The sequence below is a fragment of the Candidatus Methanoperedens sp. genome, assembly GCA_012026795.1.
Taxonomy (GTDB): domain Archaea; phylum Halobacteriota; class Methanosarcinia; order Methanosarcinales; family Methanoperedenaceae; genus Methanoperedens.
Window position 1 is genome coordinate 1 of sequence record VEPM01000024.1, and the last position, 21,896, is coordinate 21,896.

At 43.4% G+C, this 21,896-nt stretch carries 19 protein-coding genes; 14 read left to right on the forward strand and 5 right to left on the reverse strand.

Translation table 11 applies throughout. The features are described from left to right. Positions 1–102: 102 nt before the first annotated feature. The 4 genes from FIB07_12340 (at position 103) to FIB07_12355 (ending at position 2,656) form a co-directional block, all read left to right on the forward strand. The gene (locus tag FIB07_12340) at positions 103–645 is read left to right on the forward strand and encodes a hypothetical protein (protein ID NJD53644.1); all 543 of its coding nucleotides are present in this window, start codon (positions 103–105) and stop codon (positions 643–645) included. A gap of 14 nt (positions 646–659) precedes the next feature. Beyond that, on the forward strand, positions 660–947 hold the full coding sequence (locus tag FIB07_12345) for a hypothetical protein (GenBank protein ID NJD53645.1): 288 nt from the start codon (positions 660–662) through the stop codon (positions 945–947). A gap of 288 nt (positions 948–1,235) precedes the next feature. Beyond that, the gene (locus FIB07_12350; protein NJD53646.1) at positions 1,236–2,129 is read left to right on the forward strand and encodes a hypothetical protein; all 894 of its coding nucleotides are present in this window, start codon (positions 1,236–1,238) and stop codon (positions 2,127–2,129) included. Positions 2,130–2,149: 20 nt separating this feature from the next. Next, positions 2,150–2,656 (forward strand): hypothetical protein, encoded by a 507-nt coding sequence (locus tag FIB07_12355; GenBank protein ID NJD53647.1) that lies wholly within the window; start codon positions 2,150–2,152, stop codon positions 2,654–2,656. Between the two features lie 200 nt (positions 2,657–2,856). Here the strand turns inward: FIB07_12355 and FIB07_12360 are convergent, their stop codons facing one another. After that, positions 2,857–4,116: a 3-isopropylmalate dehydratase large subunit gene (locus tag FIB07_12360; protein ID NJD53648.1), complete on the reverse strand. Its 1,260-nt coding sequence runs from the start codon at positions 4,114–4,116 to the stop codon at positions 2,857–2,859. A gap of 51 nt (positions 4,117–4,167) precedes the next feature. Further along, positions 4,168–5,646, reverse strand: coding sequence for a DUF2769 domain-containing protein (locus FIB07_12365; GenBank protein ID NJD53649.1), 1,479 nt, complete (start codon positions 5,644–5,646; stop codon positions 4,168–4,170). 323 nt (positions 5,647–5,969) lie between these two features. Between FIB07_12365 and FIB07_12370 the strand changes: the two genes are divergently transcribed. The 10 genes from FIB07_12370 (at position 5,970) to FIB07_12415 (ending at position 14,493) form a co-directional block, all read left to right on the forward strand. Continuing rightward, positions 5,970–8,690 (forward strand): c-type cytochrome, encoded by a 2,721-nt coding sequence (locus FIB07_12370; GenBank protein NJD53650.1) that lies wholly within the window; start codon positions 5,970–5,972, stop codon positions 8,688–8,690. A 5-nt stretch (positions 8,691–8,695) separates the two neighbouring features. Continuing rightward, the gene (locus FIB07_12375) at positions 8,696–8,866 is read left to right on the forward strand and encodes a cbb3-type cytochrome oxidase assembly protein (protein NJD53651.1); all 171 of its coding nucleotides are present in this window, start codon (positions 8,696–8,698) and stop codon (positions 8,864–8,866) included. A gap of 29 nt (positions 8,867–8,895) precedes the next feature. Next, the gene (locus FIB07_12380) at positions 8,896–9,150 is read left to right on the forward strand and encodes a hypothetical protein (GenBank protein NJD53652.1); all 255 of its coding nucleotides are present in this window, start codon (positions 8,896–8,898) and stop codon (positions 9,148–9,150) included. A gap of 15 nt (positions 9,151–9,165) precedes the next feature. After that, positions 9,166–9,837: a hypothetical protein gene (locus FIB07_12385; protein ID NJD53653.1), complete on the forward strand. Its 672-nt coding sequence runs from the start codon at positions 9,166–9,168 to the stop codon at positions 9,835–9,837. Between the two features lie 95 nt (positions 9,838–9,932). Continuing rightward, positions 9,933–10,901: an NAD(P)/FAD-dependent oxidoreductase gene (locus tag FIB07_12390; protein NJD53654.1), complete on the forward strand. Its 969-nt coding sequence runs from the start codon at positions 9,933–9,935 to the stop codon at positions 10,899–10,901. Then, positions 10,883–11,566, forward strand: coding sequence for a hypothetical protein (locus FIB07_12395; GenBank protein ID NJD53655.1), 684 nt, complete (start codon positions 10,883–10,885; stop codon positions 11,564–11,566). The genes FIB07_12390 and FIB07_12395 overlap by 19 nt, the downstream gene beginning before the upstream one ends. Continuing rightward, positions 11,567–12,484: a polyprenyl synthetase gene (locus tag FIB07_12400; GenBank protein ID NJD53656.1), complete on the forward strand. Its 918-nt coding sequence runs from the start codon at positions 11,567–11,569 to the stop codon at positions 12,482–12,484. Beyond that, positions 12,469–13,242, forward strand: coding sequence for a hypothetical protein (locus FIB07_12405; GenBank protein ID NJD53657.1), 774 nt, complete (start codon positions 12,469–12,471; stop codon positions 13,240–13,242). The genes FIB07_12400 and FIB07_12405 overlap by 16 nt, the downstream gene beginning before the upstream one ends. A 142-nt stretch (positions 13,243–13,384) precedes the next feature. Further along, positions 13,385–13,894, forward strand: coding sequence for a type 1 glutamine amidotransferase (locus FIB07_12410; protein NJD53658.1), 510 nt, complete (start codon positions 13,385–13,387; stop codon positions 13,892–13,894). A 158-nt stretch (positions 13,895–14,052) separates the two neighbouring features. After that, entirely contained in the window at positions 14,053–14,493 is a 441-nt protein-coding gene (locus tag FIB07_12415) for a hypothetical protein (GenBank protein NJD53659.1), read from the forward strand. Positions 14,494–14,496: 3 nt separating this feature from the next. Here FIB07_12415 and FIB07_12420 read toward each other — a convergent pair whose 3' ends face one another. The 3 genes from FIB07_12420 to FIB07_12430 all read right to left on the reverse strand — a co-directional run bounded on the left by FIB07_12420 (position 14,497) and on the right by FIB07_12430 (position 21,680). Then, a complete protein-coding gene (locus FIB07_12420) occupies positions 14,497–16,200 on the reverse strand; it encodes a response regulator (protein NJD53660.1) in 1,704 nt (567 codons plus the stop codon). Positions 16,201–16,904: 704 nt separating this feature from the next. Next, entirely contained in the window at positions 16,905–18,017 is a 1,113-nt protein-coding gene (locus FIB07_12425) for a transporter substrate-binding domain-containing protein (GenBank protein ID NJD53661.1), read from the reverse strand. Continuing rightward, a complete protein-coding gene (locus tag FIB07_12430; protein ID NJD53662.1) occupies positions 18,018–21,680 on the reverse strand; it encodes a PAS domain S-box protein in 3,663 nt (1,220 codons plus the stop codon). Between the last annotated feature and the right edge of the window lie 216 nt (positions 21,681–21,896).

Below are 21,896 nucleotides of genomic sequence, written 5' to 3' on the forward strand. Positions count from 1 at the left end.
GAAGCATTTATTCCGAATATAGCAGAATAAAAAATGAACTCAATTTTTTAGGATGAACGGAATATGTTATGGGATAATTTGGGGGGTCTGAATAGTCACAAAATGAAGATAAAAAACACAGGAATACTTTACCTGGTTGCAGCCACTATACTAATATCATTGCTAGCCGAGGCTGAAATAATAGAGATAGCCTGGAACAGTATTCTGATACGCCCGCTTGGGGTTGAGATAAGTTTGCTCTGGCTGAACGTTTCCGGGATCGCAGCAGGTATATACCTGTTAATTCTGACAAAAAAATATTTAGATGCCAGAATGTCAGAAGCTAAAGATACTGAAGAAACGTACACTGGAATAATAATTTTAGTTGTATCTTTAATTCTTTTGTCCTTGATGATGAAGTCTAGTACATCCGACCTTGCGATAATAATGTTTTTAGCGCTTATACTGCCTGCACTTCTGATAATTATGGATTACTGGTCCAGTGGATTGCAATGGGCACGTGAAATGACTGAACAGTATGTCAAACAATCCACTGCAAGAGAAGAAGAAATAGCGGCTAAGATAGAGCAGTTGAATGAGTTAGCAAGAAAGATGGAAAACAAGGCAGAAAAAGTAGAGTGGATAGTCCGAAAAGTTTCGGATTAAAGGAGGAATTCAAAATGAAAATCAGCAGCATTGAAACAGTAACAACAACTGTAATTCTTATTCTTGCATTCGTATTATTAAGTGCCCTTGGAGTTTATCCACCAATAGCGACGGTTTTTGCAATTATAATTACACTTGGCATATACCTGCTAACCATAATCGCCAAAAGCTATATGAGTGCAAGGATGCAAAAAACAAAAATATTTGCAGATCTGGATGCCAGAATAGACAATTTAAAAGAATACATGGATAAGATTGAGAGCAGGATCGATGAAATAGACCGCATGCTCGAAAAGGTTTAGGATTATAGCTATGAGATGGGTTTTTGAAAGAAGCGTTCTTGAAAATAAGTCCCATGCAGCTATTTATAGATATATAAAAAGAAAATCCAGTAACACATGCTCAAAATGCAAAGGTCTAAAAATTAAAGGAGGATAAGAATAAAGTTGATAAAATCAATGTAATACTGGAAAAGGTTTCGGAATAGTGTGTTTATAGTCTTTCAGCAATCCATTATGAAATGGATTTCATGGTAATTGCAGGCAACTTATTTTGGTTCTTTCATCCTTTGGTTCAATGAGGTGACTTATATGAATGATGAATTAAATGATGAAGAAATTAGAGGAGAAAAGATGCCGACAGGTAAGAGACTGGTATTCGCAATACTCGGCGCTGTACTTGCAGGAGCAGTGATTGCAGGAATATACTACTATGAAAATACGTACAAATTCAGGCAGTATAGTATTGATTTAGATTCTGATTTGGGAAAGTTTGTTACAAAAATAGCACAAGATACTTTAGTAAGTGAAGGATACGATTTGGACAGCTTTATTCTTCGTTTCATCAAAGCTCAGAACATTGGTAATGATACTCTAAGGCTGGGAGTTATTTTTTCAGAAAGCGATGTTTACAAGAATATAACCCTGATCACTAATCATCCAATTAAGAACGGAGAGAGTAGCGTTTTATTTTATGCATTTATACAGCCTGCTGAAAATGAAAAGGGGCCATGGAAACCTGGAATTGTAACGGTGACATGGCCTTTACAATACTATACAATAACCAAGCAGGATTCTATGATCGACGCCTCATTGAATGGGTTTAAGATGATACAAATTATGAACCCTACTGTTGTTGAGATGAGTGTTGAGCAGAACATGGAGCAAACAGACAAAATCAATGAGTTTAAAGATCAAAACAAATTTAGTGGTAACAAGCTCTCTTATGATGATAATATTCTTATATTGTATAGCACAGACCTCGATGGCATAATAAAGAACAGCAAATCCATTGAAATTATCATAGATATTGAAGGTAATAACGCAAAAATAGTCGGAATCACAAAACGTGGATTTGAAAATGAAAATGAAAGAAAAACTGTAATAGACAAGACCATTGAGAAAAAAATCGTAATAGATAAAACTGTTGAAGAGATCGAATGGTACAACAATCCAGAAATAGTGCCCATTAAACCAGAAAATTAACAGGACTGACCTTCATGGAGATGAAAAAACAAAACCGGAAGTTTGTTGCAGCAATTATCATACTGGTTTTAGCAAGTTTCGTTCTAACAAACAAGCTTCTCGGAAACAGCCCTGGACTAAATCTTGTGATGAATGGAAGTACCGTGGTCATTGAGAGACCTGAAAAACTTTTTACGTACCCAGACCTGCTACTGAGTACGTTTAGCTCTTTTGTTTTGGGCACAACAATCATGTACCTGTTAGCAGGCAGATGGAGGGGATATTCAGAATCGATATCATCAGAATCAAAAGAGGTAGAAGAAAAAAAAAGTGAAAAGTGGCGAGTGGTTCTTGATGCCCTTAAAGAGGATGAATACAAAGTCTACAAAGAAATACTTGATGCAGGCGGTGAAATGCTCCAGAAAGACCTGGTAGCCCTATCTTGTTTTAATGGACCAAAGGTGACCCGCATTCTTGATAACCTTGAAAAAAGAAATTGTATTGAGCGTAAGAGCTATGGCATGACAAACCTGGTGAGGTTGAAATAAAATATTTGTAGAGAATCCACAGAAAATATATACGCTCCTTTATCATTTAAGAGATTATTTGATGGTAAATCGATGAATATTTACATCGCTGGAATTAATGCCGGAGAAGAGTTCTGGTGATAATTTTTACAGGGATTATCGGGGCGCTGATATATTATTTCCTTATTAAAGAAAGGGGTAACCATTAATGATACCAGGTATTATTGATTCTCATCTGAAACAACGTCCCTCGGATCAGCAATCTCCCCTTTCAGCGCGCTTGCAGCCGCAGTCTCTGGCGAAGAGAGGTATATCAGCCCTCCAGCCCCCATCCTGCCCTTGAAATTGCGGTTGGACGTGGAGAGGCATGTTTCGCCCTCGCATATTACACCCATATGGGCGCCAAGGCAAGGACCGCATCCGGGCGGCGCAATAATGGCTCCGGCTTTAAGAAGAGTAGAAATAATACCGGATTCCGTTGCTTTTATCAGGACAGAGCGCGAAGCAGGAAGCACAATTGTCCTGACTTTTACCTTTTTGCCTGAAAGGATCTTTGCCACAACTTCCAGGTCTTCAAATCTTCCGTTCGTACATGAGCCTATGAAAACCTGGTCAAGAGGCGTGCCAAGAAGTGTTCCGACCCCTGATACATTATCAACCTCGTGCGGTTTTGCAATTTGCGGTTCAATGTCTGCTGCATTAAAATTATATTCCTCACAATATTTAGCATCCTTATCGGCATAAACAGGCTCGAATTTATCACGCGCCCGTCCTTTAAGATATTCGAGGGTTTTAGCATCAGCAGGAATGATGCCTGCTTTTGCCCCCATCTCTATTGACATATTGCAAAGGGTCATACGCTCGGCCATTGATAATTCACTGATGGCACTGCCGTAATATTCTATAGCTTTATAATTAGCCCCATCTGCACCTACATTCTTGATTATGAAAAGTGTCATGTCCTTTGCTGACACGCCTTTTGCGAGTTTCCCTTCCACTGTGATCTTTATTGTTTGCGGGACGCGAAGCCACAATTTGCCGCTTGCGAAGATCTCAGCCATATCAGTTGCACCGACCCCTGTGGCAAAAGCCCCGAAGGCTCCGTAAGTGCATGAATGTGAATCCGCCCCGATTATAAGTTTTCCGGGCATGGCAAAACCCTGCTCAGGCAAGACCTGGTGACAGATGCCTTCGCCTACATCGAAGAAATTTATGATCCCCTGCTCTTTTATCCATTGCCTGGTGCTTTTGTGAAGTTTTGCAGCAGTTTCGTTATTGGCCGGAACTATGTGGTCAAATGGTATGATTATCCTGTCCGGGTCCCATACTTTCTTCACACCCATTTCCTTGAAGGATTTCACAGCCAGGATGCTTGTCCCGTCATGAGCCATCGCATAATCTACTTTTGCTAAAACAAAATCACCGGCATTTGCGGGCTTACCCGAAGCACGGGAAAGTATCTTTTCACTTATAGTAGGCATTTCTGGATTATAGGATTCCAAGAAATAAATAAGTAATTGCCAGGATTATACTTATTTTAAATATTCCCCATTTAACCATCTGGTACCAGTAAGGATTGCCAGTTCCCTGTTCATTGAAACAAGATCATTGCTATCAAGCTCGTTGACATCATCTTTTCCCACGATCCTGGTCAGGTTAGCTATTTCCCTGGTACATACATTAATAAAATTGGATAGTTTTCCAACACTTTTTTCAATATTTACCCGCTTTACAAGTACCGGATTTGTGGTGGTCACACCTGTCGGGCACAGGCCGGTATAACAGATCCTGTACTGCTCACAATTGATAGCGATCAATGCAGATGTGCCTATGTAAACAGCATCCGCACCAAGCGCAAGGCATCTGGCAAAATCAGCAGAAGTGCGTAAGCCTCCTCCTGCGATGAGAGAAATATTATCTTTGACACCGAGGTCAGAAAGTAATTTAAAAGCACGTGGCAGGGCTGCAAAAATCGGAATTCCAACGTTTTCCCTCACATAAAGATCCGTGGCCCCTGTACCTCCGCCAAAACCATCAAGTGCAATAAAATCAACCCCGGCATCAACCAGGGCCCGGATATCTTTTTCGATATTGCCGCATCCCAGTTTTGCACCGACGGGAATACCGCCTGTGAGATCACGCAGCCAGGAAACTTTTTCTTTAAGTTCCTGCACTGTGGTTATGTCGGTATGGTGTGCAGGTGAATATGCAGCTTCACCGATCTTTAAGCCTCTCATCCCCGCAATCTCAGGAGTGACTTTACTTGCAGGCAGATAACTCCCTTTACCCGGATATGCTCCTTCCCCAAACCTGATCTCTATAGCAGCGGCATGCTTCAACATGTCTTCATTAATGCCGAACCGGCCTGTAGCATACTGGGCAATAAGATAATCACGGGCGATACTGAGTTCATCATCCAGAATCCCGCCTTCGCCTGAGTTGAAGCCAATCTTTAACCTTGAAGCTGCCTGCGCGATTACCAGCCTGACATTCTTTGAAACTGCTCCGAAACTCATCCCTGAGATCAGAAGGGGGGATGAAACTTTTAACGGGTTTTTCGCATCAGGCCCGATGCAAACTTCAGTGTTTACGTCATCATCCATATTTAAAGGGATCTTTTCCACCTGCGCGGGAATAAAATGCAGTTCATCAAGAGAGAATGGGAGTTTTTTCAATGATCCCATTGCGGCTACTGTGCTTTCTCCCCTTGCTGCCATATCTTTAATTCCCACTACTGTCCGGTAAAAGGAATCATCTTCAGAAGACCTTTTCCTGCGCATCAAAGTATTGCTTTCCCCGGCTTCTTCTTTATCACAAAAATACAACCCTTCCAGCTTGTATTCATAATAAACAGGGCAATTTACACAATTGCATCCTCTGATGCTGATCTCGCAGGCACTATTACCCCTGCCGCAGTAAAGAATCTCCCCTTTGCAGTCGTGAGGATAACTCGGGCAATCCGGGCAAATGCATTTCATCCTGTTATCTTCAGTATCCTGAACTATCATCATAATTGCCTCGCCTTCTCATTTTTACACAAAAAATGGAACTTTCGGATCGGTTGCTTATTTCATAACCCCCCATATTTTAATACAATCTAAAGATTAAAAAGGCTTTCCATCCCTTAGAAAAGATATTTATACACAACAGTCCAATTTTAAAGAAAAGAGTACAATCTCTGTATTTCATTCAAAAACCAGGCAGGATAACAATAGTTACCTGTAGCAGTGAAGGGGGAAATTATATAACAGCAGATATATCGGATCATTACAGCCCTCAGGAAAGAAAATTTAAAGACGGCGACGGAGCTGTAAAATTATGGTTCTTAGGTTCTTTGGTATGGTTCCCCATATTTGCCACGTTCGGGTTCATTCTTGCAATAAAATTCTTCCAGCCGTACTTTTTGAGTGATGCAGTCTATCTAACCTTTGGCAGGATTAGACCCTCCCATGTAAACGGTGTACTTTTCGGGTTTGTTTCTTCAGGTTTAATAGGAGGTATGTTCTGGGCGATTCCGAGGCTGGTAAACACACCGATCTTCAGTGCCAGGCTGGCAAAAATGGCAGCAATAATGTGGAATGGTACACTGGTCGGCGGAATACTGCTTATCCTCTTTTTCGGGCAAACCCAGGGCAGAGAATATGCTGAGCTTCCCTGGATTGCTGATGTTTTTATTATGCTCACTCTTCTTCTGATACTTTATAATATCTTAGCTACACTCAGCAGGAGGGTTGAGAAGAAGCTCTATGTTTCCACATGGTATTACACAGGTACTTTTCTATGGTTCCCAATCCTTTATTTCATCGGCAATGTGATGTGGAGACCTTCAACAGGCGCTATTACCGGCATTACCGATTCCATATTCAACTGGTACTATGGTCATAACGTTCTGGGGTTGTGGTTCACGACATTAGGAATAGCAACATGGTACTATGCTATCCCGCGTATGATAAACCGTCCTCTCTACAGCCACCTGCTTTCACTGATAAGTTTCTTCACCATAGCTTTTTTCTATACAGGCGTTGGCGGTCATCACCTTTTGCAGACCCCCATACCCGAGTGGCTCAAAACAATAGCGGTCACAACAAGCGTCTTGATGCTGGTTCCTGTTCTGACCTTTATAGTAAACATAGGCCTTACCCTTCGCGGCTCCTGGAGCATGTTCATCGAGAATATCCCGTTCAGGTTCATTGTAGCTGGTTTTCTCATGTATTTCCTTACCTCTCTCCAGGGAAGCCTGCAGGCATTGAGAAGCACAAATATGTACCTGCACTTCTCCCAGTGGACAGTCGGTCATGCGCATCTGGCGATCCTGGGTGGTTTTGGGTTTCTTGCAGTTGGTATAATATACTGGCTGGTTCCCAAGCTTACAGGCATTAAAATTTACAGCCAGAGGCTCATGAGCATAAGCTGGTGGCTCGCGTTTGTTGCATTTAACATATTTTTCTGGGCTATGACCATTGCAGGGCTTGTTGCAAACTCTGCCTGGTGGCAGAACATGCACATACAATCTGTTCTTCTGCTTCTCCAGCCATGGTATATACTCCGGGCTATGGGCGGCGGGATGATAGTGGTGGCCGCATATATTTTCGCTTTTAACGTCCTTATGACCTTCTATACAGCCCGTGAAAATATCGCCAGCAAGCCTCATGTGGAGAAAGAACACCTTAAAGTCACCGCGGTTAATAGTTCAAAGCAGCATTCCAGCCTCCAGAGAAAGTCCCAGCATACCATCAACGTACCGATCATAGTAATTGGAGCTCTCAGTCTTTTTACCCTGATGACCTTCATGGTCGTAGCAATGCCTTATATGGCTGTATCGCCAGGGCCCAGCAACATATCCCATCCCTATACCATGCAGGAAGAGAAAGGAAGGGTTTTATATAAAAGCCTGGGATGTTTTTACTGCCATTCCCAGTTTGTAAGACCCCAGGACTGGGCTATTGGCAGGATTTCAGAAAAGGGCGACTACTATTATGACTCTCCTCATTTATTAGGCACCGAGCGAACAGGTCCTGATCTTGCCCAGATCGGAGGTATGAGACCGACTCAGTGGCATATAATCCATGATAAAGACCCAAGGAATACCAGCCCCCGTTCGATTATGCCCAAATTTGAGTTCTTATCCGAAGATGAACTCAATTCCCTGGTTGCCTATATTCAAAGGCTGGGGGGAGAAGACCTGGAACCTGCGAATTTCCATCCCGCAGTCCCATATGAGTATTCGGATAAGAAACAGCCTTATGCTCCTGTTATGAAGGAGGTGGTAAAGTATTATGATGCTGAGAATGGTACATATAATGGAAGTGAGAGTACAGGGCTTGAATTTGGGTCGGTTTTTGATGATGGCAAAATAATTTTTACGCAGAAATGTCTTCCCTGCCACGGGGGGTCCGGGAACGCTCAGGGACCATATGCCAGACACGTCATAACCCAGCCAGCCAACCTTCATGAAAGGATCAGAACCTATCTGCCTGAACCAGGTGATGCTTACCATTTCTGGCGGGTGAGCGAAGGAGTTCCGGGAACAGCTATGCCTCCATGGAAGCTTTCTATGAATGAGACAGATAGATGGAAAGTTGCTCTTTTTGAGATGAGCTTCGCTACAGGTGCAACAAGGACTATAAGTGGCGACTTTTCTGATAACGAAGCAATGCGGTTTGTCAATGAAACGAATTTTTCTCCACCCATATCAGGCACCTGGGAGCAGTTTGAGTCAGGAAAAAAATTATTTGCGCTTTACTGCGAACAGTGTCATGGGAAAGAAGGACAGGGCGATGGAGTAGCCTCTGTCCTGAGCAAAGAAGGATATATTTCACCTGTGCCTGCTAATTTTACTGAGACCGGGGGTGATTTTGAACATTACGGGCAATATGTCTGGAAGATCAGGGAAGGGGTAGAAACTACAAATATGCCGCCATGGAAATATGTTTTAAGTGATGATGAGGTCTACAGGCTGATTTATTATATCCAGAGCTTTTCAACTCCTGATGATTATAATACAAAGTGGATGCAGCTTTATGAAGATAAATATGCAAGAAATTTAAAGAGGTGAAAATAATGGAAGAGTACATGGTTGCCGAATTTATAATGACTTTTATTATATTCCTCATATTCCTGGGATTTTTAGTCTGGGGGATCAGAACAGGACAATTTACCGATGTTGAGGCTCCTAAATACAGAATATTCGAGGAACCCGAAGTATCTGAAAAAGAAGATAAGAAGGTTTAAATATGGTTTTTACCGAGAGTTACGGATTGTTGATAAACTCCTACGTCTGGTTAACGATTGTTATCATAGCAGGAATCCTGGCAGGGGTGTGGTTAGCAGTCAAAAGTGGGGATAAATACAGCCCTGAGGATGCCAGCGCCCATGCTGAAGAATTTGGAGGAGTTATAGCCGAATCTCATGGTCCGATTACAGATTTTCTCTATGTAAGCTACGCTATTATGATACTGTGGGCTCTGGTTTACCTGTGGCAGCACTGGAGCGAGTTTATGCATCTCTCAACATGAATTTCAAGATAATCCATGAAAAAGACCTGGTATCAGATTGAGGGTTCAAAGCGGGCCGAAATATGGACAATACTGCATCTTCCATACACAGCAATGAACCTGAGCTTCCTGGCTATCGGGTTCGGGATAGCAGGCATCCACAGGTGGGATGTTTTTGCATGGGTTATTGTTGCATACTTCCTGGGACTGGGGATTGCAGCCCATTCCTTTGACCAGCTTCCGGGGATGGGAAGCAGTTACGTGAAATACCTGATGCCCAGAGAACTGCTGCTGCTGGGGCTGGCCGCAGTAAGCATAGCAGTTATAATAAGTATATACTGGATGATAGAGCTTGCTGCATGGCACCTGCTATGGATGATCCCCCTGCAGACTTTTTTTGTCTGGGCATATCCTGCCAGGTTCATGAAAGGATTTTTTCATAATGATTTCTGGTTCGCTGTATCATTCGGGTTCATCCCTGTAATGGTCGGATTTTATCTGAATACGCTGACACTCAACCCGGCATTTTTAATATGGGCGGTTCTGGCAGCTAATATCTCTGCTATAGAAATAACCCTTTCAAGGTATGTCAGGGCAGTAAGAAAAGACGTTGAAGATGCTGAATACTATATTCACAAACCTGAAATCGCTCTTAAGTTACTGTGCTTAATGAGCTATTTCCTGGCAATCTCGTTTCTGGCAAGATAGTGGAAAAGTATATCTGGAATCATATCAAAATCTTTAGACGATTACAATAACAACGATAAAAATTTCAATTAACCAGGGGGTGACGGGGAATAAAGATGAAAATAGCGATAGCTGGCGCAGGAATATCAGGTGCATACCTGTACAGGCTCCTGCGCAACCGGGGATTCGATGACGTGACTTTATTCGAACAGGAACAACCGCACAAGACAAGCTGCGGCATAAGTCCATGCGCATGGGGTACTTCATCCGGGTTTGAACAGCTTTTAGAGGATACCGGGCTTGACCCGGCTAAATATGTCAGGATGCGATTCGACCATATTATAATGGATGAGATGAAAATAAAAGCATACGCGCAAACTTTTGATAAGCCGCTTCTTATATCCGATCTTTTGCATGGCGCTTCAGTAGAACGTTCGCCTGTAAAAATCGCAGAATACGACAGGGTCATCGATGCGACCGGGATTTCCCGTGCATATCTGCCCCGGATAAAAAATGATATGATCCTTCCCTGCGTCCAGTACCGTATTCGCAGTGCAGAGTCTCTTGGAATGAGTATTAAAATAACCAGAACAGGGTATGCGTGGATTTTTCCGATATCGAGAAACGAATACCATATAGGGGCAGGCAGTCTTGTGATTGAGCCCCATAATATTCTCAAAAACCTGAACTGGATTAAAGGCGATAAAAGAGAGGTGTTGTGCGGCTGTGCAGGTAAGGTACGCTTAACCGCCCCGCGCAGCAGCATGCCGTACATATTTCATAATATATGGGGAGTGGGAGAGACAATAGGATGCGTTGCTCCCCTTGCAGGCGAAGGCATAATACCGGGAATGAGAAGCGCGCAGATATTAGTAGAGAATTGGGATGATCCTTCTGCGTATGAACATGCGATACAGAAGGAATTTGCATGGATGGAAGATGAACGCAGGGTAATGGACAGATTAAGGAAAGGAGCATATATCGGTATAAGAGATGGCTGGACACTTCAAAAAACTACAAAGATATTGAACATGAAACTTCATCTATGGGAGGCTTTGAAGTTATTATGGAGGGCGAGGAAATAAACAGGCAGTTAGAATGGTACAAATACCTGGTATATAATAAAAGCACGGTCGGCAGTCTGTTTACCCTGATACACCTGCCTTTTATGCTGGCGTTTTTATCCCTGGTCATAATCGGGACATCTGCATTCAGGGCTGTAGACAATGCGGTTCTGGGCCTGTCTCTTGCAGTTGTATCTCTTTTGCTATATGGTGAGCATATGTTTGATGATACAACCAGGGCAGGAAAACCCTGGAAAACCGTTTTTGGCGATGCAGCTCTTATATCAGCAGGCTGTTTTGCGTTTATACTGGCATTATTAACAGGTATATACGCAAATCGCATGCTGGGGTCTCTATTTCCCGGCATGGCAGTTGGTATTGGCATACTTTTCTGTACACTGTACGGTCTTGAATTCAGGAGGTTCCATACCATTGGGTTCGGTGCCCTGGGTATGGCTACAATACCCGTATCCTCTTATCTTGCACAGGCGCTTGCCCTGGGGCTTGAAGCAAACCTGATTGTCATAACAGGTCTTGGTGTATTCGGTTTTGGTTATGGCTATGTTATGCTTGCACTTTATGAACATACCAAGACACAGGAATATAAAATCGCATGGAAGTTGCTGGGATTGCAGTTCGTTTTGATATATGCACTGGCAGGGACGCTATTCCTGGAGAGGATATAAATGAGAACCTTTCAGGAATACCTTGATAAAAAAAGACAGGAAATAAACAGTCATATAAAACTCATAGTCGAAAATAAAATATCCGACCCGGATGTAATTTTAACGCTGTTAAAAGGGAAAAGAATGCGTGCCGGGCTGCTTCTTCTTGTTTTTGATGCCGTATCTGACCGGGACAGGGATATATCCGGGGCGCTTGACCTTGCCTGTGCTATTGAACTGGCGCACAGTGCTTCGCTGATCCTGGATGATATGCTGGATGGGGATAAAGAGCGCAGGGGACAGCCGGCAGCGCACCTTACAAGAGGGCACAAAAGGGCTATTCTTGATGTAATGGATATTCTGAGCCTGCCGTATGATATCGCTGCACATTACGGGGAATTGTATGTGCACATGCTGGCAGAAACCCAGAGAGGGATGGTCTCCGGTGTTGTAAATGAGCTGTTCCACGCATCTAACCTGCAGTCGGCTGAAATTTACGATGCTATAATTACCCAGAAGACGGGGAGATTGTTCAGACTGGCAGCTATGTGGGGATGCCTGGCTGCAAGATCAGGCGGCCAGGGGATATCCGGTGAGATGCGTCCGTATGAAAAAGAGATAGCATCTTTTGCAGAATACGGGCTTGGATGTGGAAAAGCAATGCAGATAGCTGATGACATAGTAGATCTGAAAAAAGTGATAGACGGAAATAAATCCGGTCTGCCGGGCCCAGGGTTATTGCTTCCAGGGTGCTTGAATACAGGCATCAACAGCCTTCTTGATAAGGAAATTGCCAGGTCCAGGAGGACGATTTCCTCAATTAATGTACCATATGCATATAGAGAGATGCTGCTTGATGTCCCCTCCGGGATTGTAAATATGATGCTTGGTGAGTACTGGCTAAAAAGAGAGTTCGGGGAAGTATGCCAGAGCGAATAATATTAATCACTCTCATAATATCTATACTCTTCTGTGCAGTTCATCTTACTGCTCCCGGATTATATAGCTTCTCCGAACGATATAAGAAGCCAGTAATCTCGTTCTCAGGCGGTGTTGCAGCAGCCTACGTATTCTTCGATCTTTTGCCTACGATACAGAAGGCAGGCGGACATCTCAAGCTGCTACTGCGTAATTTCCCCGGCCAGATATTTACATCAGAGGTTGCGATCTTCGGGGTTGCATTCATAGGCTTTCTTGTGTTCTTCATATCAGAACATGCTGCAATACACTCACGCCGCCATATTGCAGCAAAAGCAGGGCAAAATATGGATTCTGTCACAGCCCCAAAAGGAATATTTATTATCCATTTCAGCATGCTTGCCCTTGTAAGCCTGCTGATAGCCTTCAACCTGCGCTTCGAGGTCCGGACAAGTTTACCCGGAGCAGTACTATTCTCTGTTGCCCTGATACTTCACTTCTTCGGGATGGATAGAACCATGGAGATACACTATAGTTCCCTGTTCAACAGGTATGGCAGGTATATACTCAGTATAATGCCCCTTACAGGCTGGGCCCTGTCTGTTCTTTTTCCGGAGAGGCAATCAGAAGCAGCGGTATTTCTGGCTTTTATAGCAGGTGCAGTGCTGTTCAATGTTATCAAAGATGAAGTCCCTGGCGCAGAAAGAGGAGAGCCGAAATTCTTTGTGGCCGGCTCATTGATCTACGGAGGGGTATTGGTCATGCTGTTGCTCGTATGATGAGCATTTTTAGATTTTCTCGATATTGGATTTCCCAATTCCGTATTATAATAAGTTTCCAATGAACTTTAATTTTTCGTCAGAGTATCATCAAAAGGATTAATACTCAGGAGGTTTAAGTTAGATTATGGGGGGAATCGTATTGAAAGCACTTATATTAAGCGCGGATAATTTTGAAGACCAGGAGCTTTTATACCCGTTTAACAGGTTAAAAGAAGAAGGCATTATTGTGAAGGTTGCATCCTTGAAGCAGGGAATAATTACAGGGGAATATGGTTATTCTATAAATGTGGATATGACATTTAACGAAGTGGACCCGAAAGATTTTGACATGCTAATTCTTCCCGGGGGAAAGGCGCCTGAAAAGGTCAGGCTTGAAAAAAAGGCGCTTGATATCGCAAGACATTTTTTCAGGGAGAATAAACTTGTGGGTGCAATATGTCATGGCGGCCAGACGCTTATTTCAGCAGGATTAATAGAAGGAAGGAAAGCGACGTGCTACATAGGTATCAGGGACGACATGAAATCTGCAGGTGTCCTGTATGAAGATAAGGAAGTTGTTGTGGACGGAAATCTTATCACTTCAAGACATCCGGGCGACCTTTATGCATTTGGTAGAGAACTTGTTAAGAAAATCCATACGCTCCTGTGAAATGAGGCGGTTGAATATTTTTATTTTTTTGGTGCCGGGGATTGATCCGGTGTTCTAAAATTCACACCTGCATATATATTCATGTGATTCTGAATATAATTAAAAAATAAATCATTTATTTCGTCTCAGGATAATAATATGAATTACCATTATTTAAAATGCGAGCTGGCAGGCAAATGAATTTTTTCAACCAGATACGGGGAGAAAACCCGGATAGACATGTTTGTTATCCCTCAGGATCACATTCTGATCTTATACTTGATGTACTTAAAACACTGCCAATTCACATTAAACTCATATTTTATGCATGCCTCAGGTTACATGACCGGGATAGAAAGAATGTCAGGATAACAGTAGATGATGTTGTTTTTGAATACCAGAGATTGGCTAATGAATCCAGTATAAATAGTCTCTATATAAACCAGGTTTCAGAAAAAATTAAAGAACTTGAAATGCTTGGATTTTTAAAATGCAGATATATTCGTAAAGGTTCAGGTATAAAATTCATTAGTATTTACCAACCTGCTGAAATCCCAAAATTTATTTCAGTACTTAAAGAAGAATTGACGAAGGTTAAAGTTGAAGATATTGTAAATTAATTCTTATTCTTCACTTATAACTTTGTGTATGATTTTGAGCAGCTTCCGGGCAGTATAAGGTTTTGGTAAAAAAGCCTTTGTATGAGAGCGTGCAATCTCTGCAAGTTTATCTTTCTCAGCTAATCCGCTAACCGCAATAACCTTAACCTCAGGGTTTATTTTATGAATCGCCCGGATGCTCGCAGGACCATCCATGACAGGCATCATCATATCCATAAGGATAACTCTGACTTTATCCTTATTCCGGGCATACAATACTACCGCCTCCGCACCATCTTCGGCTGCAAGCGCACTATACCCGTATTTTTCCAGTGTCGAAACAGTAACCTTGCGGACAGAATCTTCATCTTCGACAACAAGAATCAATTCTCCATGCCCGAAGAGCAATTCAAGCTGTTGTTCCTGTGCACTTTGAATCTCGGTTTTAGTCGACGGCAAATATATGCTGAATTGCGTTCCTTTTCCAATCTCGCTGTGTACGTTTATGAAACCGCCATGACTTTTTACAATAGCAAGAGACGTTGACAGGCCAAGTCCTGTTCCTTTTCCAAACTCCTTTGTCGTGAAGAACGGTTCAAAAACCCTATCAAGTACATCAGGAGGAATACCTGTCCCGGTGTCCGAAACTGTAATGGCAACATAAGAACCCGCTTTAGCTTCGGAATGCATCCGTGCATAGTTCTCATCAACCAGGAAATTTTCAGCCGAGATTGTCAGAATACCTCCATCCGGCATAGCATCACGGGCGTTCACGCACAGGTTCATTATAACCTGGTGCAGTTGTGTGGCATCTCCCAGGATAGTAATGAGATCTTCTGGTATATCAGTTCTGATTTCAATATTTCTTGGGAATGTTTCTTTTGCAACCTTCTTAATTTCAATTATGAGGTGTTTTGCAGCAAGGGAAACGCGTTCACCTTCAACTCCCCGTGAAAACGACAGGACCTGCTTTATTAAGTCAGCGCTGCGCTGCGAGTTATTTTCAAGAATAGAAAGCAATTTCTGGCTCTGTTCATCTGTGAATTTTCCTTTTAACATTTGCAGGGATAGCATCACCGGCGTCAGCATATTGTTGAGGTTATGCGCTATGCCTCCTGCAAGAATGCCTATGCTTTCCATCCGCTGCGCTCGTAATAATTGCGACTCGAACATTTTCTTTTCAGTGATATCCGTGTTGACAACAAGTATTGATTTCGGTTTTCCTTCGCTGTCATATATCAGGGTCCAGTGACTTTCAACAATTACTTCTTTACCTTCTTTCGTAAGCTGATGCAGCTCGCCTATCCACTCTCCCTTCTCAAGCACAATCTTTTTTGCCTCAATGAGCCGGGGTGGCTCTTTGTTGTCTTTAAACAGGAACTCAGCAGGATTTTTGCCTATAGCTTCCTGTGCTGTCCAGCCATACAGGCGTTGTGCGCCTTTATTCCAGTATGTGAGGATGTGCTCTAAGCTTCTGACCCCTATAGCCTCCTGTGCTTTATCAAGAAGCTCAGCTTGCTCCCGTACTTTCTCCTCAGCCAGCTTGCGTTCATTTATCTCAGTCTCTAATTCTATGTTGGCTATTCTCAGTTCCGCGGTCCGTTCCTGAACACGCAGTTCTAACTCATCATGCACTTTACGCAGTGCCTCCTCAGCACACTTGCGCTCGGTAATTTCCTTCTCCAGCTCCGATTTGGAAGCAGTAACGGTTTTCAGGTTTGTTGCCATCCGGTTAAAGGCGTGAGATAATTCCCAGAATTCATCGCCCTTTTCTTCTTCTATTGAGAAATCAAGGTTTCCGGAACCGATAATTCGTGTCCCTTCCTGCAGGTTCGATATCGATTTCAACGTGCGCCTGTAAATCAGGAAATAATTGGTGAGAAGAAATACGCCAAATATTCCCAGCAGGGCGACACTGAGCAGGTAATTAATGAGCTTTGTTTGTTCCCCTTCGTCATGGATCTTTTGCGACAGGCTCGAAGCATCGGAGACTAACCCCTGGGTCTGAACGCCTATCCTGCTCCATGATACCTGGATAAATGCCGGATCAAACGCGTTGGGTGAGGTTTCTATTTTTGATAATATATCAGTAAAGACTGCGTTCAGCCTCTGCTGATCTGACCTGATGCTATTGATAAGCGCCTGCTGATCCGGCCTGTCCACATTCAGGTTAGATATATCGTCGGAGATAGAGGAATACAGTGACTTCCACCTGTCGATTTGCTGGCTTTCATGGTACAGAAGAAAATCGTTCGATAAATAACTGAGCTCGTTGGCTTTAATCTCGATATTATTTGTCAGTTCTTCCTGTATATGCAGCCGCTCTAGCTGCCGGTCTGTGATAATCATCGATGCGGAAACGATAAGCAGGGCTATACTGAAGAAAACCATGCTGATAATCAACTGTGTCCTGATTTTCATTTTTCCCCGTCTCAACGTATGATGTTCACAGATTCCGGCTTTATCGTAATTAAGCCGTCGAAATATATGTACTTGAGGAAATCTGGAGTCTTCTTTTCACTGGTAAGGTTATTCTTGATCATCCACCGGGCTTCATCTTCCATCATGAGAATGAGCGACTGTTCAAGTGAGAGGGAGAACTGGTGTTCAGACCATACTGTTTCCATATACGCATCTTTATAGTTCAGTCTCTTTTGTATTATAGCCTTTGCTTCAGCGGGATGCTTTGCCGTATATTCTTCAGCCTGGACAAGAGATTTCAGGAACCTGTTAATTGTTCCGGGATGACTGGCGATCCAGTCGTTTCTGGAAGCCATAACGCTGTAAAGCAGCTGGCTGCTTTGCGCTGGCCAGAATACCCCATTGTCACCCAGCCTGTCTTTGATAGTATCATTATACTGCCGACTGTAAATGACCGCATCTACGCTGCCATTTGTTATGGCATTCACGGATTGGGACGTCTGGACATCAATACGGGTTATGTCCTGCAACCTAATGCCGCGCAGGTTGAGAAATCTGCCAAGAAAGAATTCAGCCTGGCTTCCCTGCGTAACACCGATCTTTTTTCCCTTCAAGTCTAAAATGTTTTCAATTCCCCTGTCTTTGCGGCCAGCAAGATAGAAGACCTGGTAATTATCTATGCTTGCGATTATGTTAATATTCTTTTTATTGAATGCGCTTCTAACGACAACATACTCGCCTGATCCTGAAATGTCCACTTCATTGTCTAACAATCCCTGGATTGCCGCAGGTCCTGTATTGTAATCCCGTATTGTCACATCGAGGCCATTTTCGGAAAAAAATCCCTTATCTTCGGCAACATAGATTAATGCATGTGATTCAATGGGCATTATCCCGATAGTTATTTGCTCTGAGGCTCCTGAACTCATTTTTGGTAAACCCGTTAAGTACCACGCACACAATGCACTAAAACCCACCAGCACTATCATAGCTACCACCGCTACAATTTTTTCTGATTTCATTCGTTTTACCATATCAATAGCAAGCAATGAATCTGGACTTATTCGCATCTTAATATAGTTTTGGAAATTCTCATTCTGGCTGTATTCCAGAGCCTGATGCATTTACCTGGTGCTCAAAACTTCATCTAAGGTTTTGAGCAGCTTCCGGGCAGTGTAAGGTTTTGGCAAGAACGCGTTTGCAAGGTCTTCAACCTCCTCAAGGATGTCTTTCTCAGCTAATCCGCTAACCGCAATAACCTTAACCTCAGGGTTTATTTTATGAATCGCCCGGATGCTCGCAGGACCATCCATGACAGGCATCATCATATCCATAAGGATAACTCTGACTTTATCCTTATTCCGGGCATACAATACTACCGCCTCCGCACCATCTTCGGCTGCAAGCGCACTATACCCGTATTTTTCCAGTGTCGAAACAGTAACCTTGCGGACAGAATCTTCATCTTCGACAACAAGAATCAATTCTCCATGCCCGAAGAGCAATTCAAGCTGTTGTTCCTGTGCACTTTGAATCTCGGTTTTAGTCGACGGCAAATATATGCTGAATTGCGTCCCTTTTCCAATCTCGCTGTGTACTTTTATGAAACCGCCATGACTTTTTACAATAGCAAGAGACGTTGACAGGCCAAGTCCGGTTCCTTTTCCAAACTCCTTTGTCGTGAAGAACGGTTCAAAAACCCTATCAAGTACATCAGGAGGAATACCTGTCCCGGTATCCGAAACTGTAATGGCAACATAAGAACCCGCTTTAGCTTCGGAATGCATCCGTGCATAGTTCTCATCAACTAAGAAATTTTCAGCCGAGATTGTCAGAATACCTCCATCCGGCATAGCATCACGGGCATTCACGCACAGGTTCATTATAACCTGGTGCAGTTGTGTGGCATCTCCCAGGATGGTAATGAGATCTTCTGGTATATCAGTTCTGATTTCAATATTTCCTGGGAATGTTTCTTTTGCGATCTTCTTAATTTCAAAGATAATATGTTTTGTTTCAAGAGGATTGCGTTCACCTTCGACTCCCTGTGAAAATGACAGGACCTGCTTTATTAAGTCAGCGCTGCGCTGCGAGTTATTTTCAAGAATAGAAAGCAATTTCCGGCTATGCTCATCTGTGAATTTTCCTTTTAACATTTGCAGGGATAGCATCACCGGCGTCAGCATATTGTTGAGGTTATGCGCTATGCCTCCTGCAAGAATGCCTATGCTTTCCATCCGCTGCGCTCGTAATAATTGCGACTCGAACATTTTCTTTTCAGTGATATCCGTGTTGACAACAAGTATTGATTTCGGTTTTCCTTCGCTGTCATATATCAGGGTCCAGTGACTTTCAACAATTACTTCTTTACCTTCTTTCGTAAGCTGATGCAGCTCGCCTATCCACTCTCCCTTCTCAAGCACAATCTTTTTTGCCTCAATGAGCCGGGGTGGCTCTTTGTTGTCTTTAAACAGGAACTCAGCAGGATTTTTGCCTATAGCTTCCTGTGCTGTCCAGCCATACAGGCGTTGTGCGCCTTTATTCCAGTATGTGAGGATGTGCTCTAAGCTTCTGACCCCTATAGCCTCCTGTGCTTTATCAATGAGTGCGGCCTGTTCTCTTATTTTTTCCTCAGCCTTTTTGTACTCGGTGATGTCGTTCATATAAATATGCACAACATTCAGTTTTTTCGATACATATATGGACTCGCTGAATATTCTGTCTTTGACCTCAACAAGGCGATAAAAAGGTTGGATCTCTTTTTCCTGTTTCAGGGCTTTCATGATATCTTCAAAATCACCTGGCAAAAAGACACGTGCATCGTCCCGGATCCCTAATGTCTTCAGGATTTGCGAAGTCGCTGCATTGGAGAATGTAATCGTTCCTTCTGCATTTATTTCGATGATCGGGTTCGGATTTAACTCCGGGAACAATGCAAGGTGTTCGATTTTTTTCTTGGCTTGTTTATGCATGGTGATTTCAGCCAGTAATATTATATTAGATTCTTTCAGTTCAGCTGTCCTCTTCTGAACACGCAGTTCTAATTCATTGTGCGCTTTGTGCAGATCTTCTTCAGCTCGCTTGCGCTCAGTGATATCGCGAAAGACCAGCACCACACCCATGATCTTACCGTCAGTGTCTCTTACAGGTGCACCGCTATCGTCGATCGGGACTTGAGTTTTGTCCTTTTTTACCAGAATAGTATGATTGGCAAGGCCGACCACTGTCCCTTCCTGAAGCACCCTGATAACAGGGTTATCAGCTTCCTTGAAGGTGTATTCGTTGATGATATTGAAGACCTCAGTTATCGGTTTTGTCGCAGCCTCAGCGAGCATCCAGCCTGTCAATTCTTCAGCCCTGGCATTCATGAAAGTAATCCTGCCATCGACATCGGTGGAAATGACCGCATCACCGATGCTGGCCAGGGTGGTTGCCCAGCGCTGCTCGCTTTTTTGCAGCGCCTCTTCAGCCCGCTTGCGTTCGGTAATATCCCTCAGGATCAGTGTAGTGATATAAAGCCGCCCCATTGACAGCTTTCTTGAAGCCAGCCTCAGTTCCACCGGGAACTCCTCTGTGTTTCTTCTCCTGACTTTTAGTTCCATAGTCACAGAAGACCCATCGTTTTCCTTATCCTGATCAACTGCATATGCCGCCTTTTTGTAAGAGTCCACGTCATCGGGGCTGATTAACAGATAAATAAAGGCTGAGCCTACAGCCTCACCCCGGCTATAGCCGAACATTTTCTCTGCGGCTGGATTCCACGTCAATATCCTGCCCAGGTTATCCACAGCAATTATCGCATCGCTGGCAGTATTGACCAGAAACTCATAGTTTACGTTTGCATGTTTGGCAAATTCAGCTATGAGTTCATGGATATCCATACCCCTGGTCTGTGCATCGGTTCTGGCGACAAGGCCTGCAATTATGAAGTATATGCCGCTGAAATACAAGCCTATCCTGGCGAGCCAGCTAACCGAATCCGAGAGAATAACCGCAAAAAGCCCGGCAGTAAAGCCGATAGTAATCAGCATAAGTCCCAGACAGCTCCAGTATAGGAAATCGGCTTTTGACCTGGAGTAAAGACGCAGTAACCAGAAAGCTGAAATCCCGGTTATCGCCGCCGCCGTCCCGTATATGACCTGTCTTAGCATCGTAGGGCCAGAAGCGTTAACGAAGGTGGGTATGAGATTCTCCAGAGCCAGCACTGTCACCAGGGCTACGAATGCCAGTGCAATTGTATAAACGCTAATCAAGATCCGTAGCCGACCTGGTTTTTTTCTTGGTAATACACCTTTCCAGGCGAAAGCTGCTACAGAGAGCATTAAGAAGGATGCTGCCAGGGCATTCACATTATGTATTTTCGCTACCAGGTTCAGCCCGCCTGCAATTGATAGCCATGCTGCGAGGGTGGCAGATATACCTAACATCAGGATGCCGGTGCCAAACAACAGTAATTGCCATGAGCCGGTTCTTAAGAAGTTCCTCGCGGCAAAGTATGCAGCAAGAGAATACGTGCTGAATATGAACAGGGTGTTGAGTATGGGGAAGAGAACGGGTGAGACCATACTTGCACGAATATTTAACATGGCTAATAGTGAAGTCAGCATCACGATAAGCGCAATGGGTATCAGTCCCAGCCAGCGGCTCCAGCCGCGAGACCGGACCTGGCCAGCCTCACCGGGGCTACCGCTGTTCATTCTTGAATTTATCCCATCAGCTGATTTTTTCATCTCATCATCCTTACCTTTTTGATTCTCGCAAAAGCGCATCAACCTGTTTCCAGGCATACGCTTTTGGGCATGCGATGCATCCTAACCCGCTTACGTGGAATTTTTGGTATTAAATCTTCGCTTGCTGTTTATTATCTCAGTAATGAGATAGAGCCGTAATTATCTCAGTAATGAGATAGAGCCGTAATTATCTCAGTAATGAGAAAGAGGCGTATATTAACCTGATGGTCATATATCTTTAAATTATTCAATAAATTTTATTCCACAGTTTGT